The organism is Brucella grignonensis, assembly GCF_002252505.1.
Classification (GTDB): domain Bacteria; phylum Pseudomonadota; class Alphaproteobacteria; order Rhizobiales; family Rhizobiaceae; genus Brucella; species Brucella grignonensis.
In genome coordinates, this window is the sequence record NZ_NNRL01000143.1 from 82,183 (window position 1) to 98,466 (window position 16,284).

Genomic DNA, 16,284 nt, shown 5'->3' on the forward strand with positions numbered 1-16,284 from the left:
TGCGACGCCATGATGGTGCTGCTTTTCACGGAGCATAGGATTGAAGCCGCACTCGAGATTGGTGATGGATGTCGCTGACCGCGCGAAGAGACGGCGACAAATCACCCGCTATTCGGTATGAATGGATTCGAGGCAGCGACGCACTGCCTCGAGGGCGTTGAAACCCTTGGTTAGCGGTTGGTGTCGGCCGTGACGGCACCACACTCCTTGATCCTTATGATCGGGGAGCCTGTGGCGTATGCAACAGGCTCTCTGAGCTGAAGGTCACAGGGCCGTCTAACCACGGTTTCAAACTCCCCGGTCACCAGGGGTCAATGAGCATCGACGCGGGGGCGAACCGCAGGCGATGAGTTCGAAACCGGATAATGGCAGAAAGAATTTCCAAAGCGACGGTGAAGCTTGGCTACCAGCTTGTTCACGATCTGATGCTTCATCAGATCATGACACGTCCGCTCGACAAGGAAACGCCTGGGTCCCGGTTACGGCAATTTGCGATGATCACCATCATGCTGGATCTTTGCCGAAGCGGTAAAGCAATTACAGTATCGAATATCATTGATGTAACAGGAATGACGCGAGGCGCCGTCGATGATACGCTTTCCCCACTGGAGGAGCGCGGTTTAATCGACGCATTTTGGACTAAAAATTCGTTGGGAAGAGGCCAGGCTAGAGAATACAAACTCGCTGGTCAATTGACGGTCGATGTCTCCAGCTTGATTAGGGGTGCTGGTTCATTCTGCGAATAGTCTCGATCGCAGACATCGTTCATGCATCAATCATTGTGACCAAGGGTCCATCAGGCGAACCTTGCCAACACCAAGTGATCAGCGCCCTAAACGTCGCAGTCGCCACGAAGGATCACATATTGTAGATTGGTACGGCGTTCGTCTTCCTTCTTGTCGTGTCGTCAGGCGATCGATTTAAGAGGATCTTCTTGACGCTGTCGGGGGGAAGCTTTTTCCAAGCAGTCGGTTTGTACTGTATCGGAAAAGCGCAGCTCCGCTCTTAGTCCGCCCTCGCGACGATTTGCGAGATAAACCTCTCCTCCAATCCGCTTTATGGCGAGATCGGCGATCGCCAGACCAAGACCACTGCCCATTACTGTCTTATTACGGCCCCGGAAGAATCTGTCGCGAACCTTCGGTAACTCCTCCTCCGGTATGCCCGGTCCGCTGTCATCAATGACGATAGCGAATCCGTCTGCCCCGTTGCGCACCCAGCAGTGCACCACTCCGTCCCGACCCGAATGCAGGGCGGCATTCTCCAAGAGGTTTCGCGATGCAAGGGTGAACAATGAGGGGTCGACAGAGAGGCAGATACTCGCAAGCGCCTGATCCACCTCGATTGTGGCGGTGTCCGAATAATGCTGATCGATGTCATCCGCCAATTGCCCGAGGATTCTGCCGAGGTTGACATCGCGTTTGGTCGTTGTGATCTCGCCACTTTCGGTATTCGTCAGATCGGTCAGCTGTCTGACCAGGCGAGACGTCCGATCCACTCCGATCACTATTTGCCGCAAAGCGTTGCTTCTTATCTCGGGGTCTTCACTTCCTAGCGCTACCTGCGCCTGTGTTTTCAGGCCGGCAATCGGCGTTCGCAGTTCGTGCGCCGCGAAGGCGGTAAAGTCGCGTTCTCGTTCGCGAGCCGCGCTCACGCGTCCAAACAGCCCGTTCAGTGATCGGATGACGGGTACAATCTCCTTGGGCGTATCGATGTCGGGTAAGGCACTTAAATCTGATGCCGGACGCGTCTCGAGTGTCCGGGCCATCGCGCTCATCGGAGCGAGACCTTGCCTGACGCTCAACCAGATCAGGCCGGCCAGGATAGGCAGTATCAGCAACGCGGGGAGCGCAAGCCCCCGGATAACGTCTTCGACCAACCGATCGCGAACGCGCATGTTGTCACCGACGAGCACACGCATGCCAAGATCAGCATTCGCAACCGCATAAACGCGCCAGATCTCGCCGTCGACCAATGTTTCCGAGAATCCATCGCCACTTTCGGTGAGAGGGGTCGTAGGCGCTGCGTCCGAGCGACCAACCAGCGTTCCGTTGAACGCCCATATCTGGCAGGAAAGTTGCCGTTCGTAGGACGTATGTTGAGCAGATACGACTGGAGGAATTTGCGCGGCACGGGATGGGTCGATTTCCTGGCTGGTGATCAGCGAGCTGACCATTCGCGCCGCTTCGATCAATCGCGCGTCGAGAACCCGTTCGACCTCCGCTCGCGTGCTGAGATAAATCCATGCAATCGCCGACATCCACACGACGCCTGTGGTGATCATCAAAATGAGGAACAAGCGGCTTCGGATCGATGTCATGGCGATTCCTCCGCCAGCCTGTATCCCACACCTCTCACGGTTTCGATGGTAGCAGGGCCAAGCTTTTGCCGGAGGTTATGGATATGGACCTCAATCGTATTGCTTTCTACATCCTCTTGCCAGCCATAGAGACGATCTTCCAGGTGGCCCTTGGATAGGATCTGTCCGGGCCGGTCCATCAGCGCGTGCAGGATAGAGAACTCGCGACGCGACAGCTTTACGGGGTCGCCTGACCTAGAGACCGTCATCATTGCCGGGTCGAGCCGCAACTCGCGCCAAACACGGCAAGCTGAGGCAGTTCCATTGCCGCGCCGTGTCAGAGCTCGCAATCGTGCGGCCACTTCGTTGAGATCGAACGGCTTGCCGAGATAGTCATCGGCTCCGGCATCAAGACCGGCAATGCGGTCGGGGATGCTGTCACGCGCCGTTAGGAGCAAAACCGGCGTTGCTACCTTGCGCGCCCGCATTTCGTCGAGGATGTCTAGCCCGGATCCGTCGGGAAGCATCAGATCGAGGACCACTGCATCGAAAGCTGAGCTATGCAGCGCCGCAGAAGCATCGCCACAGGTCGAAACAGCGTCGACTGTAAAGCCTGCGAGGCCGAGACCGACCTGCAAGCCGTTCAATAATACTGCATCGTCTTCGACCACTAGAACTCTCATAACACCTCTTGTTACCTCCGACAGAAGATCTGCCATTCACCCGCGACCTTAAGCCAGCCTTAAGGTGACGGGCGCGGTTCTCGTTTCTAGGCGGGGCGATGCCCTGTCCGTCTCGTAACGAAAAGGAGATCGCCTATGCCAGCTATCACGCGCCGCGGCGCCATAATGACCTTCGGTGCCGCTGCCCTCGCGGTACCGCTTATGCATCGGACAGCTCTTGCGCAGTCTGCCGACGTGTCCAAGGAGATGATCCTCAACGACCCTGCCGCGCCGACGGCCGGCAACCCAAAGGGTGACGTGACCATCGTCGCTTTCCTCGACTACAACTGCCCATTCTGCAAAAAGTCTGCGCCCGATCTTGACCGCATCGTTAAGGAAGACGGCAAAATTAGGCTGGTCTATAAGGACTGGCCCGTCATCCGGCCGACCTCGATCGACGGAGCTATGATGGCGCTCGCTGCCAAATATCAAGGCAAATACGATATCGCTCACCACGCACTGATGGGTATCCCGGGATCGGGGGTCGCCAAGGACAAAATGCGTCAAGGCTTGCAGGCAGCGGGCATCGACATGCGACGCCTCGATGCCGACATGAAGTCGAAGGCCGCAGACATCGACGCCATCATCAAGCGCAACATGGCGCAAGCCGATGCGATCGGTTTCCAAGGTACTCCGGCCTACCTCGTAGGCCCGTTCCAAACCTCGACCCTCGACTATCAGGGTTTCAAACAGGTTGTGGCGGATGCGCGCAAAAAGCAGGCGGAGGGGCAGTGAGGCGCCCAAGCTCTCACCAGCCTCGCTCGCGATGCTTGATGTCGATCGTGCCACCCCTCAGCATGTGAGACCAATAAAGCCAAGGCAGAAATTTTGTCTTGAGGTACCACATGCTTCGGCGTGGAACCCGTGGGTCGAGCGGGAAGCTTGGCGTCACCTTCCCGCCGTAAGCGAATTCAGCGAGAACGATCTTGCCCAGGCTCACGGTCAATGGGCACGACCCATAGCCATCGTAGGTTTTGGCCGGAGCGCTGCCCTTCATGGCGGCGAGGAGGTTTGCAACGACGACGGGTGCCTGCAGCCGCACGGCCGCCGCTGTCTTGGCGTTCGTTGTCGAGGCCGCATCCCCCAGCGAGAAAACGTTCGGATAGCGGACGTGCTGAAGGGTTGCCGGGTCGACCTCGATCCAGCCAGCCGGGTTAGCCAGTGGACTGTTGCGCACGACATCGAGCCCCATCTGTGGTGGGACGACATGGATCATGTCGAAACGCATCTCAAGGTCACGCGCTTCGCCATCTTTGTTGGTCACGGAAAACAGCGCAGACTTCGCCGGCCCGTTGATGGCGATCAGGTTGTGCTTATAGGCGACCTCGATGCCATATCCGTCGACCGCCCGCTGCAATGGCGGAACGAAAAAAGGAACACCGAACAGCGCATCACCGGCAAGGCAGAATTTAAGCTTCGTGCCGCTCAGCCGCCCGCGTCGACGCAAGTGATCCGCCATCATGTACATAATCTTCTGGGGCGCTCCGGCGCATTTGATCGGCATTGGCGGCTGGGTAAAGAGCGCGGTGCCACCTTTGAAGTCCTGGATGAGGCGCCACGTGTATTCTGCCGTGTCGGCCCGGTAGTTGCTGCACACGCCGTTTTTTCCGAGCGTATCTTTCAGGCCCTGAATCGCGTCCCAGTCGACCTTCAGTCCAGGGCAGGCGACGAGATAGTCGTATCCGAGCGCGCGGCCGTCACTCAGCCTGACGATATTGTTGTCAGGATCGAAAGCGCTGACTTCAGCCTTCAGCCAAGTCACACCTTTGGGAACAAGCGATCGTTCGGCGCGCTCCGTCTGCCGTCGCGTGAATACGCCCGCGCCGACGAGTGTCCATCCCGGCTGGTAGGAATGTGTTTCGGAAGGTTCAACGATCGCCACGTCGAGGCTTGCATCGCGACGCAGGAATTCGGCCGCAACGGTGATGCCTGCGGCGCCTCCGCCGACGATCACGATCCGATGCTTGAGTGTGGCTGTCTGGCCGACCTGCGGCTGCAATGCAACGTCCATGATTATCCTCCCACTTGCAGAGTCTCATATCTTATTATATGTAATTATGTAATTCATATTGAGGATCGTCAAGGAGCTGCCGTATGAAACCTATTCCGGTCACTGAGAAGTTTTCCGTCGTCGGGCAAATTCAGCCGAGCGATTTCGCGGAACTACGCCGTCTCGGCTTCAAAACAGTCATCAACAATCGCCCTGATGGCGAAGATACGACGCAGCCAGGATCTGATGCGGAAGAAGCGGCAGCCAAGGCTGCTGGGCTCGACTACGTATTCATTCCCGTTACCAGTACATGCATGCCGGAAAACGACGTTCGCCGTTTTGCCGAGACAATCGTCGCCTCGGACGGCCCGGTGATTGCGCACTGCCGGTCCGGCGCCCGCTCTTTCTACATGTGGATTCTGGCCGGTGACGCTGAAGTTGATGGCTTCAGCGACGACAAGCTGATCGCCGTCGCAAGCGATGTGGGCATCGCGCCGGACGCATCACGGGCCTGGCTCGCTTCGCACCGTCGTATCAGCAAACCTGACGTGAAGGGATTCTACGATCCCAAAACCGGCAGCATCCAATATGTCGTCAGCGATCCGGCGACGAATGCATGTGCGATCATCGACCCGGTTCTCGACTATGACGAGAAGTCCGGGGCGACCAAGACCGAACATGCTGACGAGATTCTCGCTTATGTCGCCGAGCATGGCCTTATAGTCGAATGGATCCTCGACACCCATCCGCATGCCGATCACTTCTCGGCGGCCCGTTACCTAAAGGAAAAGACCGGAGCATCGACAGCGATCGGCGCCCGTGTCGTCGATGTGCAAACGCTGTGGAAGAAGATCTACAACTGGCCGGACTTTGCGAATGACGGCAGTCAGTGGGACCGCCTGTTCGAGGAAGGGGAGACTTTCAAGCTCGGCACGATCGACGCGAAAGTGATGTTTTCGCCCGGACACACGCTCGCCTCGATCACCTATGTCATCGGAGACTCCGCGTTCGTCCACGACACGCTGTTCATGCCGGATTCCGGCACGGCGCGGGCCGATTTCCCGGGCGGCAGCGCCAAGCGGCTATGGCGATCCATTATGGATATTCTCTCGTTGCGTGACGAAACACGCATCTTCACCGGCCACGACTACCAGCCGGGCGGGCGCAAGGCCTTGTGGGAGAGCACAGTCGCCGTGCAGAAGCACTCCAACCCACATATCGCCGGGCAGACCGAGGAGAGCTTCATCGCCTTGCGGGAAGCCCGCGATGCCACGCTGCCAATGCCCAAGCTCATTCTGCATGCACTTCAGGTGAATATGAACGGGGGAAGACTTCCAGAGCCGGAAAGCAATGGCCGAAGGTATCTCAAGATTCCACTCGATGCGCTTGAGGGGGCGGCTTGGTGATGGAAGCCTATTATTCTCCTCTCGCCGGCGGCGCACTCATTGGCCTATCTGCCAGCCTCCTCATGCTTCTTAACGGCCGGATAGCGGGGATCAGCGGCATCGTCGCCGGTATCCTGGGTAAGCGCAATGGCCGCTTCCTTCACGACGCAGCGTTCGTCGCGGGACTTCTTCTTGCCCCCATGATCTATTTCGCGATCTACGGCGCTACTCCACAAGTGCAAATATCTGCCGGATGGCCGCTGCTGCTCGTTGCGGGACTTCTCGTCGGTTTCGGCACGCGCATGGGTTCGGGCTGCACCTCGGGCCACGGCATTTCGGGTCTTGCCCGTTTGTCTCCAAGATCCTTCGCGGCAGTAGCAACGTTTCTCGTCGCGGGTGTTCTTACCGTGTTGGCGATGCGGGCTGGAGGCTGGCTATGAACAGGCTGCTGCACACGCTGTCATCTCTTACGGCCGGGCTTCTTTTCGGCTTGGGGCTGGCAATCTCCGGCATGCTCAATCCGGCGAAAGTCCAGGGCTTTCTCGACATCAGTGGTGCGTGGGACCCGAGCCTCGCCTTCGTTCTTGGTGCCGGCCTTATTGTTTCCTTCGTCGGTTACAGGCTGGCCTTCGCACGCAATAAGCCCATGTTCGATGATCAACTCCATCTGCCGACCAAAACCCGCATTGACGGCCCACTCATCATTGGCTCGGCCATCTTCGGTGTGGGTTGGGGACTGGCTGGCTTCTGCCCTGGCCCTGCAATCACCGCGCTTTCGCTTGGAATGATCGCGCCAGTGATCTTTGCCGTCGCCATGCTCGCCGGAATGCTTGTGCATGATCGCTTCATGGCAGGAAAGGGGTGAGAAATGTTCGCCAACCTTGGCCCTGCGCTCGCCTCGGGCGGCCTTGTCGGGTTCTCTCTTGGACTGGTCGGCGGCGGCGGCTCAATCCTCGCGACGCCGCTTCTCCTCTATGTCGTTGGCGTGACGCAACCGCATATCGCAATCGGTACGAGCGCGCTTGCCGTTTCAGTTAACGCATTCGCCAATCTGATTGGCCACGCTAAGAGCGGCAATGTCCGCTGGCGTTGCGCTGTTATCTTTGCCGGGGTCGGCACGGTCGGCGCGCTTGCCGGATCGACACTTGGCAAACTGGTCGACGGTGAGCGGCTGCTGTTTTTATTTGGCCTCCTCATGATCGTGGTCGGCGCGGTTATGCTGCGGCCGAAGCCCAAGATCGCATCTCCTGAAAAGCCTGTCGATCTGCGCACCTGCCTCACTACCGCTGCTATCGCCTTTGTCGCCGGCATGACTTCCGGCTTCTTCGGGATCGGCGGCGGCTTCCTTATCGTGCCGGGCTTGATGCTTGCCACCGGGATGCCAATGATCAATGCCATCGGCTCATCGCTTCTTGCCGTTGGCAGCTTTGGGCTCGCAACCGCGCTCAACTATGCCATCTCGGGGCTTGTCGACTGGCCCATCGCATTCGAATTCATCGTCGGTGGCATCATTGGCGGCGTCATTGGCATGATGCTCGCCAACCGTCTGGCGTCCGGCAAAGACACACTCAACCGGCTTTTTGCGGGGCTTATCTTCGCTGTTGCCGCCTACGTCCTTTATCGCAGCGCCGGGGGCTTGGCCGCTTGACGCTCGGAGAGTGCGACACGAACCATGGAAGAGAAAACATGATCGAAGACTGGAAAAAACTGATCGAGAATATGAATGGTGGGGTAAAGGAGCTTCGCCAAAGCGCACCGGATACGATGAAGTCGTTTTCCGAATTGTCTCGTGCCGCCCATAGCGGTGATGCTCTTGACGGCATGACCAAGGAATTGATCGCGCTCGCTCTGGGAGTGGCAACCCGGTGCCAGCCCTGCATCGCCTATCATGCCGAAGGTGCCCTCAAGAAAGGCGCCAGCCGTGAACAGGTCGCCGAAGCGCTCGCCATGGCGATCTACATGGGCGCCGGCCCGTCGGTGATGTATGCGGCCCAAGCGCTCGAAGCCTTCGACCAGCTTGGCCCCAGCCAATAGCTCTGCGATCTTATTACTGCCGACGCGACGTCAGCTCACCCGGCCGTCGCGATTCGGATGCGCCCAGTTCTATGTCGAAGTCTGGCTAAGCGAAAGCAATTCGTGCCAGAGCAGCCGGCGGAACAGTCGCTGCGACCGGGTAGGCGTATGTGATGCGCTGCGAGTTGGTGCGGCGTGCAACTGGTCGGCCCAGGGATTCCGACGGTCGGAAAGTCATCACAGGCGGTCAGATCACGGTCGGCGTCAGATCTCTTAATCCTGCCTTAAGCTTGCACCGCAAGTGACGTGAGCGTTTACGGTTCAAGATATTCTGATTGGTGACTGAAATGAAAATGGCTTTGCTCGCAGCCGCCTTCGCAGTGACGCTTGCTGGTTGCAATGATAATGCTGGCCCGCAATCCAGCAACGGATCCTCCGGAAACGAAGCGATCTTGCAATCGCTTAAGAACCAAGGCGTCACCGTTCATGGCCCCCTGAATGTGCCGGGTGGGCTCGCGGCATTTGCTGCTAGCGCGGGCACTCAGCCACTCGCCGTTTACATCCTGCCAGATGCAAAATACGCATTGATCGGCACTCTGATCGATGCCCAGGGCGTCTCCGTTGCCGACGCGGAATTGAAGCGCGTCGTGAGCGAACCGATGGAGCGGGAATCTTGGGCAGCGCTTCAAGCGGCAGCCTGGGTGCAGGATGGAGATCCGAAAGCGGGCCGCATTGTTTATGCGTTCACAGACGCGAATTGCCCCTATTGCAATGAGCTATGGCGCTCCGCGCGCCCGTGGGTAGAGGCCGGAAAGGTGCAGATTCGTCACGTCATGGTGGGTGTCATCCGAGAGGATTCACCCGGCAAGGCCGCGGCGATCCTCGAAGCATCCGACCCACAGGCTGCTCTCACTCAAAATGAACGGGATCACGATAAAGGTGGCATTGCGCCTCTCAAGACCATTCCCGCCGAGACGAGCGCCAAGCTCAACAGCAATGTTGAACTGATGAGGCGACTGGGTTTCAGCGGCACGCCAGGGCTGGTGGCTCAAGGTAGCAACGGCGCACTTACCCTGCAATCAGGTGTGCCCCGCGGGGCTGGGCTTGAAGCGGTCTTCGGACCCCTCTAACGGCCGGGGTATAAGCTTTTTCGCCATTTGGTGAAGCCAAACACCCCTTAAGTCTGCCTTAAGCTGCCAGTCGGACCTCTCCCTGCGTAGCCACCTGAAGCGGGAGTGTGTCGTTGCTTGCAAGAACTGTCTGGACCCTTTTTGTCGCTGTCGTGATGACTGCCCTGGTGGCGATCTCGACGGCTCCCGCTTCTGCGCAAGTGACGTCGACCGGAGCGATGCCGCTGCCCGTCGATCAGGCGTTTCAGCTCTCCGTCACCCGCCAGGATGACGCGAGCGTAAAGCTTCAGTGGAAGATCGCGCCCGGCTACTACCTCTACGAGGACAAGATAGGCGTGAAGCGGGGCGACGCCGACATTGCGGTTGGCGATCTTCAGGGCAATGGGCAGAGCAAGGACGATCCGACATTTGGCCAGTCCACCGTCTTTCACGATCACGTTGCCGCCGTGGTTCCTGGGAACGCCTCTACCTCGAGCCCCCTCGAAGTTCACTATCAGGGCTGCCAGGACGACGGCATCTGTTATCCGCCGATGGTCCGGCATGTCGACGTGACGACACTCGCCATTACCGATCCCGATCAGCATGATCCTGCCACCCTCGCCAATGACTGGACAGCTCCAGTCTCGACGGCGCCGGCAAGCGGCATCGCGATCGCAGCTGACAATGGCGGCATGATTGGATCTCTTCTGAAGGACGGCGGTGTCCTGATGGTATTGGGCAGCTTTATGCTGTTCGGTGTGCTGCTTGCTTTTACACCGTGTGTGTTTCCCATGTATCCGATCCTGGCCGGTGCCATCGCTCGACAGGGCGAGGCAGTAACGCCGCTTCGGGGCTTCACGCTTTCTGTCGCTTATGTGCTCGCCATGGCGACAGCATTCGGCCTGCTAGGCGTGGTCGCTGCCTGGTCCGGCCAGAACCTTCAGATGGCGTTGCAGTCGCCCATCGCTATCGGCGCGGTCTCGGCGCTCTTCATCATTCTGGCGCTCTCCATGTTCGGCCTCTTCGAGTTGCAACTCCCCTCGTCCTGGGTCAACGCAATCGGTGGCCTTGGCAGCGGTAATCGCGGCTCGATCGCGTCCGCCGGCCTGCTCGGCTTCACGTCGGCGCTTATCGTAGGGCCTTGCGTCACCGCACCGCTCGCGGGCGCGCTGATCTATATTGCTCAGACAGGCGACGTCGCTCTTGGCGCAGCGTCGTTATTCGCACTCGGCCTCGGCAAGGGCATTCCGCTGATTGCCTTCGGTACGCTCGGTCCGAAAGCCCTTCCAAAGGCGGGGGGATGGATGACGGCGGTGCGACAGGCGTTCGGTTTCGTTTTTGTGGCGACCGCCATCTGGATGGTCTCCCGCATCATCCCGGCGGAGGCCGGTCTCGCGCTTTGGGCGCTCTTCGCGATAGGGCTGGCCGTCTGGCTCGGGGCGTTCGACACGCTCGGTCCCGACGCCGGCGGCCGGCGCCGGACCGCAAAAGCCGCCGGGCTGGCGGCAGCACTCTACGGCATCGCCCTTGGTCTCGGCGCTGCAAGTGGCGGCAATGATCCCCTCCGGCCGCTCGGCAACCTCGTTGCGCAACGGGGAGGCAGCGGTGCGGGTGAGGAATTGTCTTTCCGTACGGCCGGCACCTCGGCGGAGCTCCAGACGCAGATCGCGGCCAGCGACGCCAAGCCAAGCCTTCTCTACGTCACCGCTGACTGGTGCGTCACCTGCGCTGTCATCGACCGCAGCGTCTTCCCCGACCCGGCAGTTCAGGCCGACCTTAACCGCTTCAATCTCATCAAGCTCGACGTTTCCGGCAACACGCCAGCGCAGCAGCAGATCATGCGGAGCCTGCAGGTCGTCGGACCGCCGACGATGATTTTTGTCGACAAACAAGGACGCGAGACAGCGGGAACCCGACTGGTCGGCGACGTCACCAAGACGACCCTGCGAGCTTCCGTCGAAAAGACGGGGATCGCGCGATGAACGCCGTCAGCATCGGCCCGTTCGTTTTTGCCACGGACCAGTTCGCGGCTCTACTCGGGATATTCGCCTTCACCATCGTGACATCGATCCTGTCTCGCAGAATCGACCCTGTGATCGGTCGATGGTCGACATGGGCGTTGATCGGCGGGTTGGTCGCAGCAAGGCTCGGTCATGTCGCGCTACATTGGCAGAGCTTCCTAGACGAGCCATGGCGGGTGATTGCATTCTGGCAAGGCGGTTTCCAGCCGGTAGCAGGTCTGATCGGGGTCGTGATCGTCAGCGCACTCTTTATCCGATCGTTGAGAGCTGGTCTGGGCGCATCGGCCGCACTCGGCCTCGCGGTGGTCATCTGGATCGGGGTCGCAGAGCTGACGAGGGCGACCCTGGGGCAGCCCGCACCGACGATTGCCCTGCAGCAGATGGACGGCCCGCCCATCGCCGTCAGCGACGTTATCGGCAAACCCGCCGTCGTCAACCTCTGGGCAACCTGGTGCCCACCGTGCCGGAGGGAGATGCCATTGCTGGCTGAAGTGGCAGCGAGCCGCGACGATGTCTCCTTCCTGTTTGTCAATCAGGGTGAAGGGACGGAAAAAATCCGGTCCTATCTGACGTCCGAAGGTCTGAAACTTGATCGCGTCCTACTCGACCAATCGATGCAGATCACCCGACATTACGGCGCGATGGGACTTCCTATCACCCTCTTCCTCAGAGCCGATGGAACGCTCGCATCCCTGCATATGGGTGAAATCTCGCGCGAAGCTCTCACCGCCAATATCGAAAAACTCGCCGGCCCGTCCTGACTTGGGTCCTCGGCACCTTGCCAGTCATCCTTCCATCAACGTTCGATCAATTTGCTGGACTGCCAGCCTGAGCCAACAACGAGTACGTAATGCCTACAAAGAATAGAAGCCCAATACTCCTTTCTCTCTTGCTCAGTATGGCAGTTGCCGGCTGTACCGCGACAACGACAGCAACCACCGCCGTCACCAAGCCGCTTGAACAGTCCCGCGCTGTGGAAACCGCAAGCTACGTTGCTCAACCGGACGAAAAATTCCCCGTCGCAGCCGTCGATGTCTCTAAGGTCGATCCGAAAAACCTGCGACAACAGGTTGAGTATCGCACGTCCCAACCCGCGGGCACGATCGTTGTCGATACCAAGAACCGCTTCATCTATCTGGTGCAGGGCGGAGGCAAAGCTATCCGATATGGTGTTGGGGTAGGCCGGGAGGGCCTCGAGTTTGCTGGCACGGCGAATGTGGCCTGGAAGCAGGAATGGCCTCGCTGGACCCCTACCCCCGACATGATCAAGCGACAGCCAGAACATTATGCAAAATGGGCCAAGGGGATGGATGGCGGCCCACAGAATCCGCTCGGCGCGCGCGCGCTCTATCTTTTTAAGGACGGCAAGGACACATTGTTCCGCATCCACGGCACCAACGAGCCACAGAGCATTGGGCACGCCGTCTCCTCCGGCTGCATCCGGATGATGAACCAGGACGTCATCGATCTCTATCGTCGGGTGCCGGCGGGATCGAAAGTCGTCGTCATATAAACATGCTTGCGAAGTTAAATTGTGGTTTGAAACGCAATGACCCGCAGGCCCGCCGAAGCGATGGAACGCCGCATCATGGAGAATAGCTGGGACAACAGGTTTGATCGGGAAGACTATTTATTCGGCACGGAGCCGAATGCCTTTCTTGCTTCGCAAGCCTTCAGGTTAAAGATCGGAATGAAGGCGCTGGCCGTCGCCGACGGTGAGGGCCGAAACGGTGTCTGGCTGGCCGAACGCGGACTTAACGTCGTTTCGGTCGATTCCTCAACGGTTGGGCTGGCAAAGGCGCGCGCGCTTGCGCATGACCGCGGCGTCAACTTGGAGACGGTTCATGCCGATCTTGCCGAATGGGAGTGGGAACCCGAAACCTTCGACGTCGTCGTCGCGATCTTCGTGCAATTCGCCCCGCCGGAGCTGCGGAAGAAGATGTTCGCAGGGTTTCATACCTGCCTGAAGCCTGGCGGGCTGCTAATCATGCAGGGATACCGGACTGAGCAGCTCCAATACAGAACAGGAGGTCCGCCGAACGCCGATCACCTCTACACCGCCGACCTGCTGATCCGCTCCTTCGCGCATTGGGAAATTCGCTATCTTCAGGAGCACGACAGTCTGATCGAGGAAGGCGCGGGCCATGCCGGCATGTCCGCGCTGATCGATTTGGTCGCTGAAAAAGCAATGCACGATTCCTTGCCGATACCGGCAGCTCACGCGATCGGCACCCAGCAAGACGTCGCGCCACCATTCGCAGCGCGTGGTCGCTCAGGCAGAGCTTTGACGGGAAGCGGCGCGGATTAGAGTGGACGGGATTCCCCCATCTACTCAGGTTTCCGCCTGCGCATGTAAGCCTGCGGGCTGCAACCCATCTGGGTTCGAAACGCATAGACAAAGGCAGAGGTCGAGCTGTAGCCAAGTTCCATCGCCACCTGCGTCACGCCAAGGCCTCCGCCAAGCAATTCGATCGACCGGAACAGCCGTAAACGCCGTCGCCACGAGCGCAGGCTCATGCCTAGGTTCGCTTCAAAGCGTCGCGCGAGCGTTCTGGGTGACACCTTGATGGTGTCCGCTAGTTCTTCCGGGCCGCGCCGATCGGATGGGTTGAGGTAAAGCTCTTCGCATAGTTTCATCAGGACGGGATCCGGAGGCCAGGGCAGCGCCGCGGCTACGCTGCGAGCCCGCTGTAGCTGGTCAAGGATCAGAGAGGTGACACGGTCGGCATAGCCATCTTGATCAGCTTTCCCCTCGATCGCGGCGGCTTCAACGATCAGCGCCTTCAGTAGAGGGGACACGCTGAAAACGGAAAACGTTCGTGGCAGGATTTCGGCAGCCTCTTCCGCGATCCATAGGCTACGAAATTCGGCTCCCAGAACGGATCCGACGTGGTGCGCGAGGCCGGTGGGCAGCCACACGGCGTGGTCAGGGGTGATAGCGAAAGATTCCGCGTCGGTGACGACCGTCAGCACGCCCGAGATCGCGTAAACCAACTGGTTCCAAGGATGGGAGTGCCGCGGGAAGTAATGACGCGGCGGGATCGTCTGCGCACGCACGGTAACCGGCTCTGGCGGCGCGAGGTTTTGCGGGGTGGCTATCGATGTCCAATTCATGCTCAATGTCCTTTGGCAGATATTCGACATTGATTGTCTGATTGTAGAGATACAGCCAAAAGAAAAAGAGGTAAATTCCGGAATGAAGGAATCTGTCCGATGCGGACATCAATCGATGGGCGCTGACTTTGGCCGCCCAGGTCTGAACCAGCGTCGATCAGGAATTAGGGTGCGGCTCGTTTCGTGACCGATTGTCACTGATCGTCAAGTCTCCGTGTTCGGCTCCTTCTATGACCAACCGCGCTCGCGCGCCTAACCTCTCCGCATATGGTTGAAGTTCAATGTCGCAAAGTACTGCGGGCGCATCGCTCGAGCCATCATCTCCATCGCAATACGATTATGCTCGCGGAAACGTCGCGCGGTTGACCATCGCACAGGCGCTTGCTGGGGCAAATTCAACCGTCCTGTATGCGACCGGCGCAATCGTTGGGAACATGCTCGCCCCCAGTCCGGCGTTAGCGACACTGCCTATTTCGATCTTCGTCGTCGGTATGGCGGCTTGCACTTTGCCGTCCGGGATGATCGCGCAACGATATGGACGCCGAGCCGCTTTTCTGATCGGGACGGCATCCGGGATCCTGTCAGGATTGATCGCGGCTTTGGCCATCGTATTGGCTTCGTTCTGGCTTTTCAGTGTGGCCACCTTTTTCGGCGGCGCCTATGCCGCCGTCGTACTGTCATTCCGCTTCGCGGCCGCTGACTGCGTGCCGGCGCAGAAGCGTCCCCGAGCGCTTTCTTTTGTGATGGCGGGTGGTGTTTTCGCGGGCGTGATCGGCCCGCAGCTTGTCACCTACACAATGTACATCTGGATGCCTCACATGTTCGCGGCAACATTCGTTGCGCAAGCCGCGGTCGCCGCCCTATCGGCCCTCGTCTTGCTTGGTGTGCGCCTTCCGACACCGACTGCAACGGAGGTTGCCGGCGGGCGGCCCCTTGGTGTCATCGCTCGACAGCCGCGCTTCATTATCGCCGTGATCTGCGGCGTCGTCTCATATTTGCTTATGAATTTCCTGATGACAGCCGCGCCGCTGGCAATGCAGATGTGCGGCCTGTCGCAGGAATCGTCCAATCTTGGTCTACAGTGGCACGTGATCGCCATGTACGCCCCAAGCTTTTTCACAGGGCGGTTAATCACGCGGTTCGGAGCGAACTCCGTCGTGATGGTCGGCCTGGCGCTCACGGGCGCATCCGCAGCGGTCGGCCTGCTTGGGGTCGATGTAGCGCATTTCTGGCTCACGCTGATCCTGCTTGGCATCGGCTGGAACTTCGGGTTCGTCGGCGCATCAGCAATGGTGCTGGAATGCCATCGACCTGAGGAAAAGGCGCGCGTGCAGTCGCTGAACGATTTCGTCGTTTTTGGAACGATGGCCTTCGGCTCCTTCCTTTCGGGCGGTCTCCTCACTTCATATGGATGGAGCGCGGTTCTCTGGTTGTCCTTCGTTCCGCTCGCGATGGCAATGATAGCCTTGACGGGAGCGCTGAAAACGCCGCGCCTCGACGCTAGCCAACAGCGCGCAGACGAGAACGCTTAGCGACGGTCCCGCCACGCCGTTACAGCGTGTTCGCGTTCGATACTGTGGCGGCGCTTCGCGCAAGAAGATTGAAGGCCCGGGGCTGGAGGGCGGCTATCC

The 16,284-nt window shown here is 59.2% G+C and carries 17 protein-coding genes; 13 read left to right on the forward strand and 4 right to left on the reverse strand.

The genetic code is table 11. The annotated features are described in order from the left end of the window. Window positions 1–365 precede the first annotated feature (365 nt). The gene (locus CEV33_RS24375) at window positions 366–746 is read left to right on the forward strand and encodes a MarR family transcriptional regulator (RefSeq protein ID WP_235818341.1); all 381 of its coding nucleotides are present in this window, start codon (window positions 366–368) and stop codon (window positions 744–746) included. A 161-nt stretch (window positions 747–907) separates the two neighbouring features. On the opposite strand, the gene CEV33_RS02015 is transcribed toward CEV33_RS24375, so the two are convergent. Beyond that, on the reverse strand, window positions 908–2,320 hold the full coding sequence (locus CEV33_RS02015; protein WP_094538802.1) for an ATP-binding protein: 1,413 nt from the start codon (window positions 2,318–2,320) through the stop codon (window positions 908–910). Beyond that, on the reverse strand, window positions 2,317–2,982 hold the full coding sequence (locus CEV33_RS02020) for a response regulator (protein WP_094538803.1): 666 nt from the start codon (window positions 2,980–2,982) through the stop codon (window positions 2,317–2,319). The genes CEV33_RS02015 and CEV33_RS02020 overlap by 4 nt, the downstream gene beginning before the upstream one ends. 144 nt (window positions 2,983–3,126) lie before the next feature. On the opposite strand from CEV33_RS02020, the gene CEV33_RS02025 reads away from it, so the two are divergent. Next, window positions 3,127–3,756, forward strand: coding sequence for a DsbA family protein (locus CEV33_RS02025; protein WP_374818323.1), 630 nt, complete (start codon window positions 3,127–3,129; stop codon window positions 3,754–3,756). Window positions 3,757–3,769: 13 nt separating this feature from the next. Here CEV33_RS02025 and CEV33_RS02030 read toward each other — a convergent pair whose 3' ends face one another. Then, the gene (locus CEV33_RS02030; protein ID WP_094538805.1) at window positions 3,770–5,032 is read right to left on the reverse strand and encodes an NAD(P)/FAD-dependent oxidoreductase; all 1,263 of its coding nucleotides are present in this window, start codon (window positions 5,030–5,032) and stop codon (window positions 3,770–3,772) included. A 92-nt stretch (window positions 5,033–5,124) separates the two neighbouring features. Here CEV33_RS02030 and blh point away from each other — a divergent pair, with 92 nt between their 5' ends. The 10 genes from blh to CEV33_RS02080 all read left to right on the forward strand — a co-directional run bounded on the left by blh (window position 5,125) and on the right by CEV33_RS02080 (window position 13,847). Further along, window positions 5,125–6,417 carry a bifunctional sulfur transferase/dioxygenase Blh gene (gene blh, locus CEV33_RS02035; protein WP_374818320.1) on the forward strand — a complete coding sequence of 431 codons (1,293 nt, stop codon included), beginning with the start codon at window positions 5,125–5,127 and terminating at the stop codon, window positions 6,415–6,417. Continuing rightward, window positions 6,417–6,836, forward strand: coding sequence for a YeeE/YedE family protein (locus CEV33_RS02040; protein ID WP_094538807.1), 420 nt, complete (start codon window positions 6,417–6,419; stop codon window positions 6,834–6,836). Before blh ends, CEV33_RS02040 begins: the two co-directional genes overlap by 1 nt. After that, entirely contained in the window at window positions 6,833–7,261 is a 429-nt protein-coding gene (locus tag CEV33_RS02045; protein ID WP_094538808.1) for a YeeE/YedE family protein, read from the forward strand. The genes CEV33_RS02040 and CEV33_RS02045 overlap by 4 nt, the downstream gene beginning before the upstream one ends. 3 nt (window positions 7,262–7,264) lie before the next feature. Beyond that, window positions 7,265–8,044 (forward strand): sulfite exporter TauE/SafE family protein, encoded by a 780-nt coding sequence (locus tag CEV33_RS02050; RefSeq protein WP_094538809.1) that lies wholly within the window; start codon window positions 7,265–7,267, stop codon window positions 8,042–8,044. A 38-nt stretch (window positions 8,045–8,082) separates the two neighbouring features. Further along, window positions 8,083–8,430 carry a carboxymuconolactone decarboxylase family protein gene (locus tag CEV33_RS02055; RefSeq protein WP_094538810.1) on the forward strand — a complete coding sequence of 116 codons (348 nt, stop codon included), beginning with the start codon at window positions 8,083–8,085 and terminating at the stop codon, window positions 8,428–8,430. A 326-nt stretch (window positions 8,431–8,756) separates the two neighbouring features. Then, a complete protein-coding gene (gene dsbG, locus CEV33_RS02060; RefSeq protein ID WP_094538811.1) occupies window positions 8,757–9,539 on the forward strand; it encodes a thiol:disulfide interchange protein DsbG in 783 nt (260 codons plus the stop codon). Between the two features lie 107 nt (window positions 9,540–9,646). Further along, entirely contained in the window at window positions 9,647–11,500 is a 1,854-nt protein-coding gene (gene dsbD / locus CEV33_RS02065) for a protein-disulfide reductase DsbD (protein WP_407923792.1), read from the forward strand. Next, the gene (locus CEV33_RS02070; RefSeq protein ID WP_094538813.1) at window positions 11,497–12,300 is read left to right on the forward strand and encodes a TlpA disulfide reductase family protein; all 804 of its coding nucleotides are present in this window, start codon (window positions 11,497–11,499) and stop codon (window positions 12,298–12,300) included. The genes dsbD and CEV33_RS02070 overlap by 4 nt, the downstream gene beginning before the upstream one ends. 89 nt (window positions 12,301–12,389) lie before the next feature. Beyond that, the gene (locus CEV33_RS02075) at window positions 12,390–13,052 is read left to right on the forward strand and encodes a L,D-transpeptidase (RefSeq protein WP_094538814.1); all 663 of its coding nucleotides are present in this window, start codon (window positions 12,390–12,392) and stop codon (window positions 13,050–13,052) included. Between the two features lie 36 nt (window positions 13,053–13,088). After that, entirely contained in the window at window positions 13,089–13,847 is a 759-nt protein-coding gene (locus CEV33_RS02080; protein WP_235818342.1) for an SAM-dependent methyltransferase, read from the forward strand. Between the two features lie 20 nt (window positions 13,848–13,867). Here CEV33_RS02080 and CEV33_RS02085 read toward each other — a convergent pair whose 3' ends face one another. Further along, window positions 13,868–14,653, reverse strand: coding sequence for an AraC family transcriptional regulator (locus tag CEV33_RS02085; RefSeq protein ID WP_094538846.1), 786 nt, complete (start codon window positions 14,651–14,653; stop codon window positions 13,868–13,870). A gap of 281 nt (window positions 14,654–14,934) precedes the next feature. On the opposite strand from CEV33_RS02085, the gene CEV33_RS02090 reads away from it, so the two are divergent. Continuing rightward, the gene (locus tag CEV33_RS02090) at window positions 14,935–16,185 is read left to right on the forward strand and encodes an MFS transporter (protein ID WP_094538815.1); all 1,251 of its coding nucleotides are present in this window, start codon (window positions 14,935–14,937) and stop codon (window positions 16,183–16,185) included. The last annotated feature ends 99 nt before the right edge of the window (window positions 16,186–16,284 follow it).

Coding starts and splice junctions, on each gene's coding strand:
- CEV33_RS24375 (WP_235818341.1), top strand. CDS start 366: ATGGCAGAAAGAATTTCCAAAGCGACGGTGAAGCTTGGCTACCAGCTT.
- CEV33_RS02015 (WP_094538802.1), bottom strand. CDS start 2,320: ATGACATCGATCCGAAGCCGCTTGTTCCTCATTTTGATGATCACCACA.
- CEV33_RS02020 (WP_094538803.1), bottom strand. CDS start 2,982: ATGAGAGTTCTAGTGGTCGAAGACGATGCAGTATTATTGAACGGCTTG.
- CEV33_RS02030 (WP_094538805.1), bottom strand. CDS start 5,032: ATGGACGTTGCATTGCAGCCGCAGGTCGGCCAGACAGCCACACTCAAG.
- CEV33_RS02040 (WP_094538807.1), top strand. CDS start 6,417: ATGGAAGCCTATTATTCTCCTCTCGCCGGCGGCGCACTCATTGGCCTA.
- CEV33_RS02045 (WP_094538808.1), top strand. CDS start 6,833: ATGAACAGGCTGCTGCACACGCTGTCATCTCTTACGGCCGGGCTTCTT.
- CEV33_RS02050 (WP_094538809.1), top strand. CDS start 7,265: ATGTTCGCCAACCTTGGCCCTGCGCTCGCCTCGGGCGGCCTTGTCGGG.
- CEV33_RS02055 (WP_094538810.1), top strand. CDS start 8,083: ATGATCGAAGACTGGAAAAAACTGATCGAGAATATGAATGGTGGGGTA.
- dsbG (WP_094538811.1), top strand. CDS start 8,757: ATGAAAATGGCTTTGCTCGCAGCCGCCTTCGCAGTGACGCTTGCTGGT.
- CEV33_RS02070 (WP_094538813.1), top strand. CDS start 11,497: ATGAACGCCGTCAGCATCGGCCCGTTCGTTTTTGCCACGGACCAGTTC.
- CEV33_RS02075 (WP_094538814.1), top strand. CDS start 12,390: ATGCCTACAAAGAATAGAAGCCCAATACTCCTTTCTCTCTTGCTCAGT.
- CEV33_RS02080 (WP_235818342.1), top strand. CDS start 13,089: ATGACCCGCAGGCCCGCCGAAGCGATGGAACGCCGCATCATGGAGAAT.
- CEV33_RS02085 (WP_094538846.1), bottom strand. CDS start 14,653: ATGAATTGGACATCGATAGCCACCCCGCAAAACCTCGCGCCGCCAGAG.
- CEV33_RS02090 (WP_094538815.1), top strand. CDS start 14,935: ATGTCGCAAAGTACTGCGGGCGCATCGCTCGAGCCATCATCTCCATCG.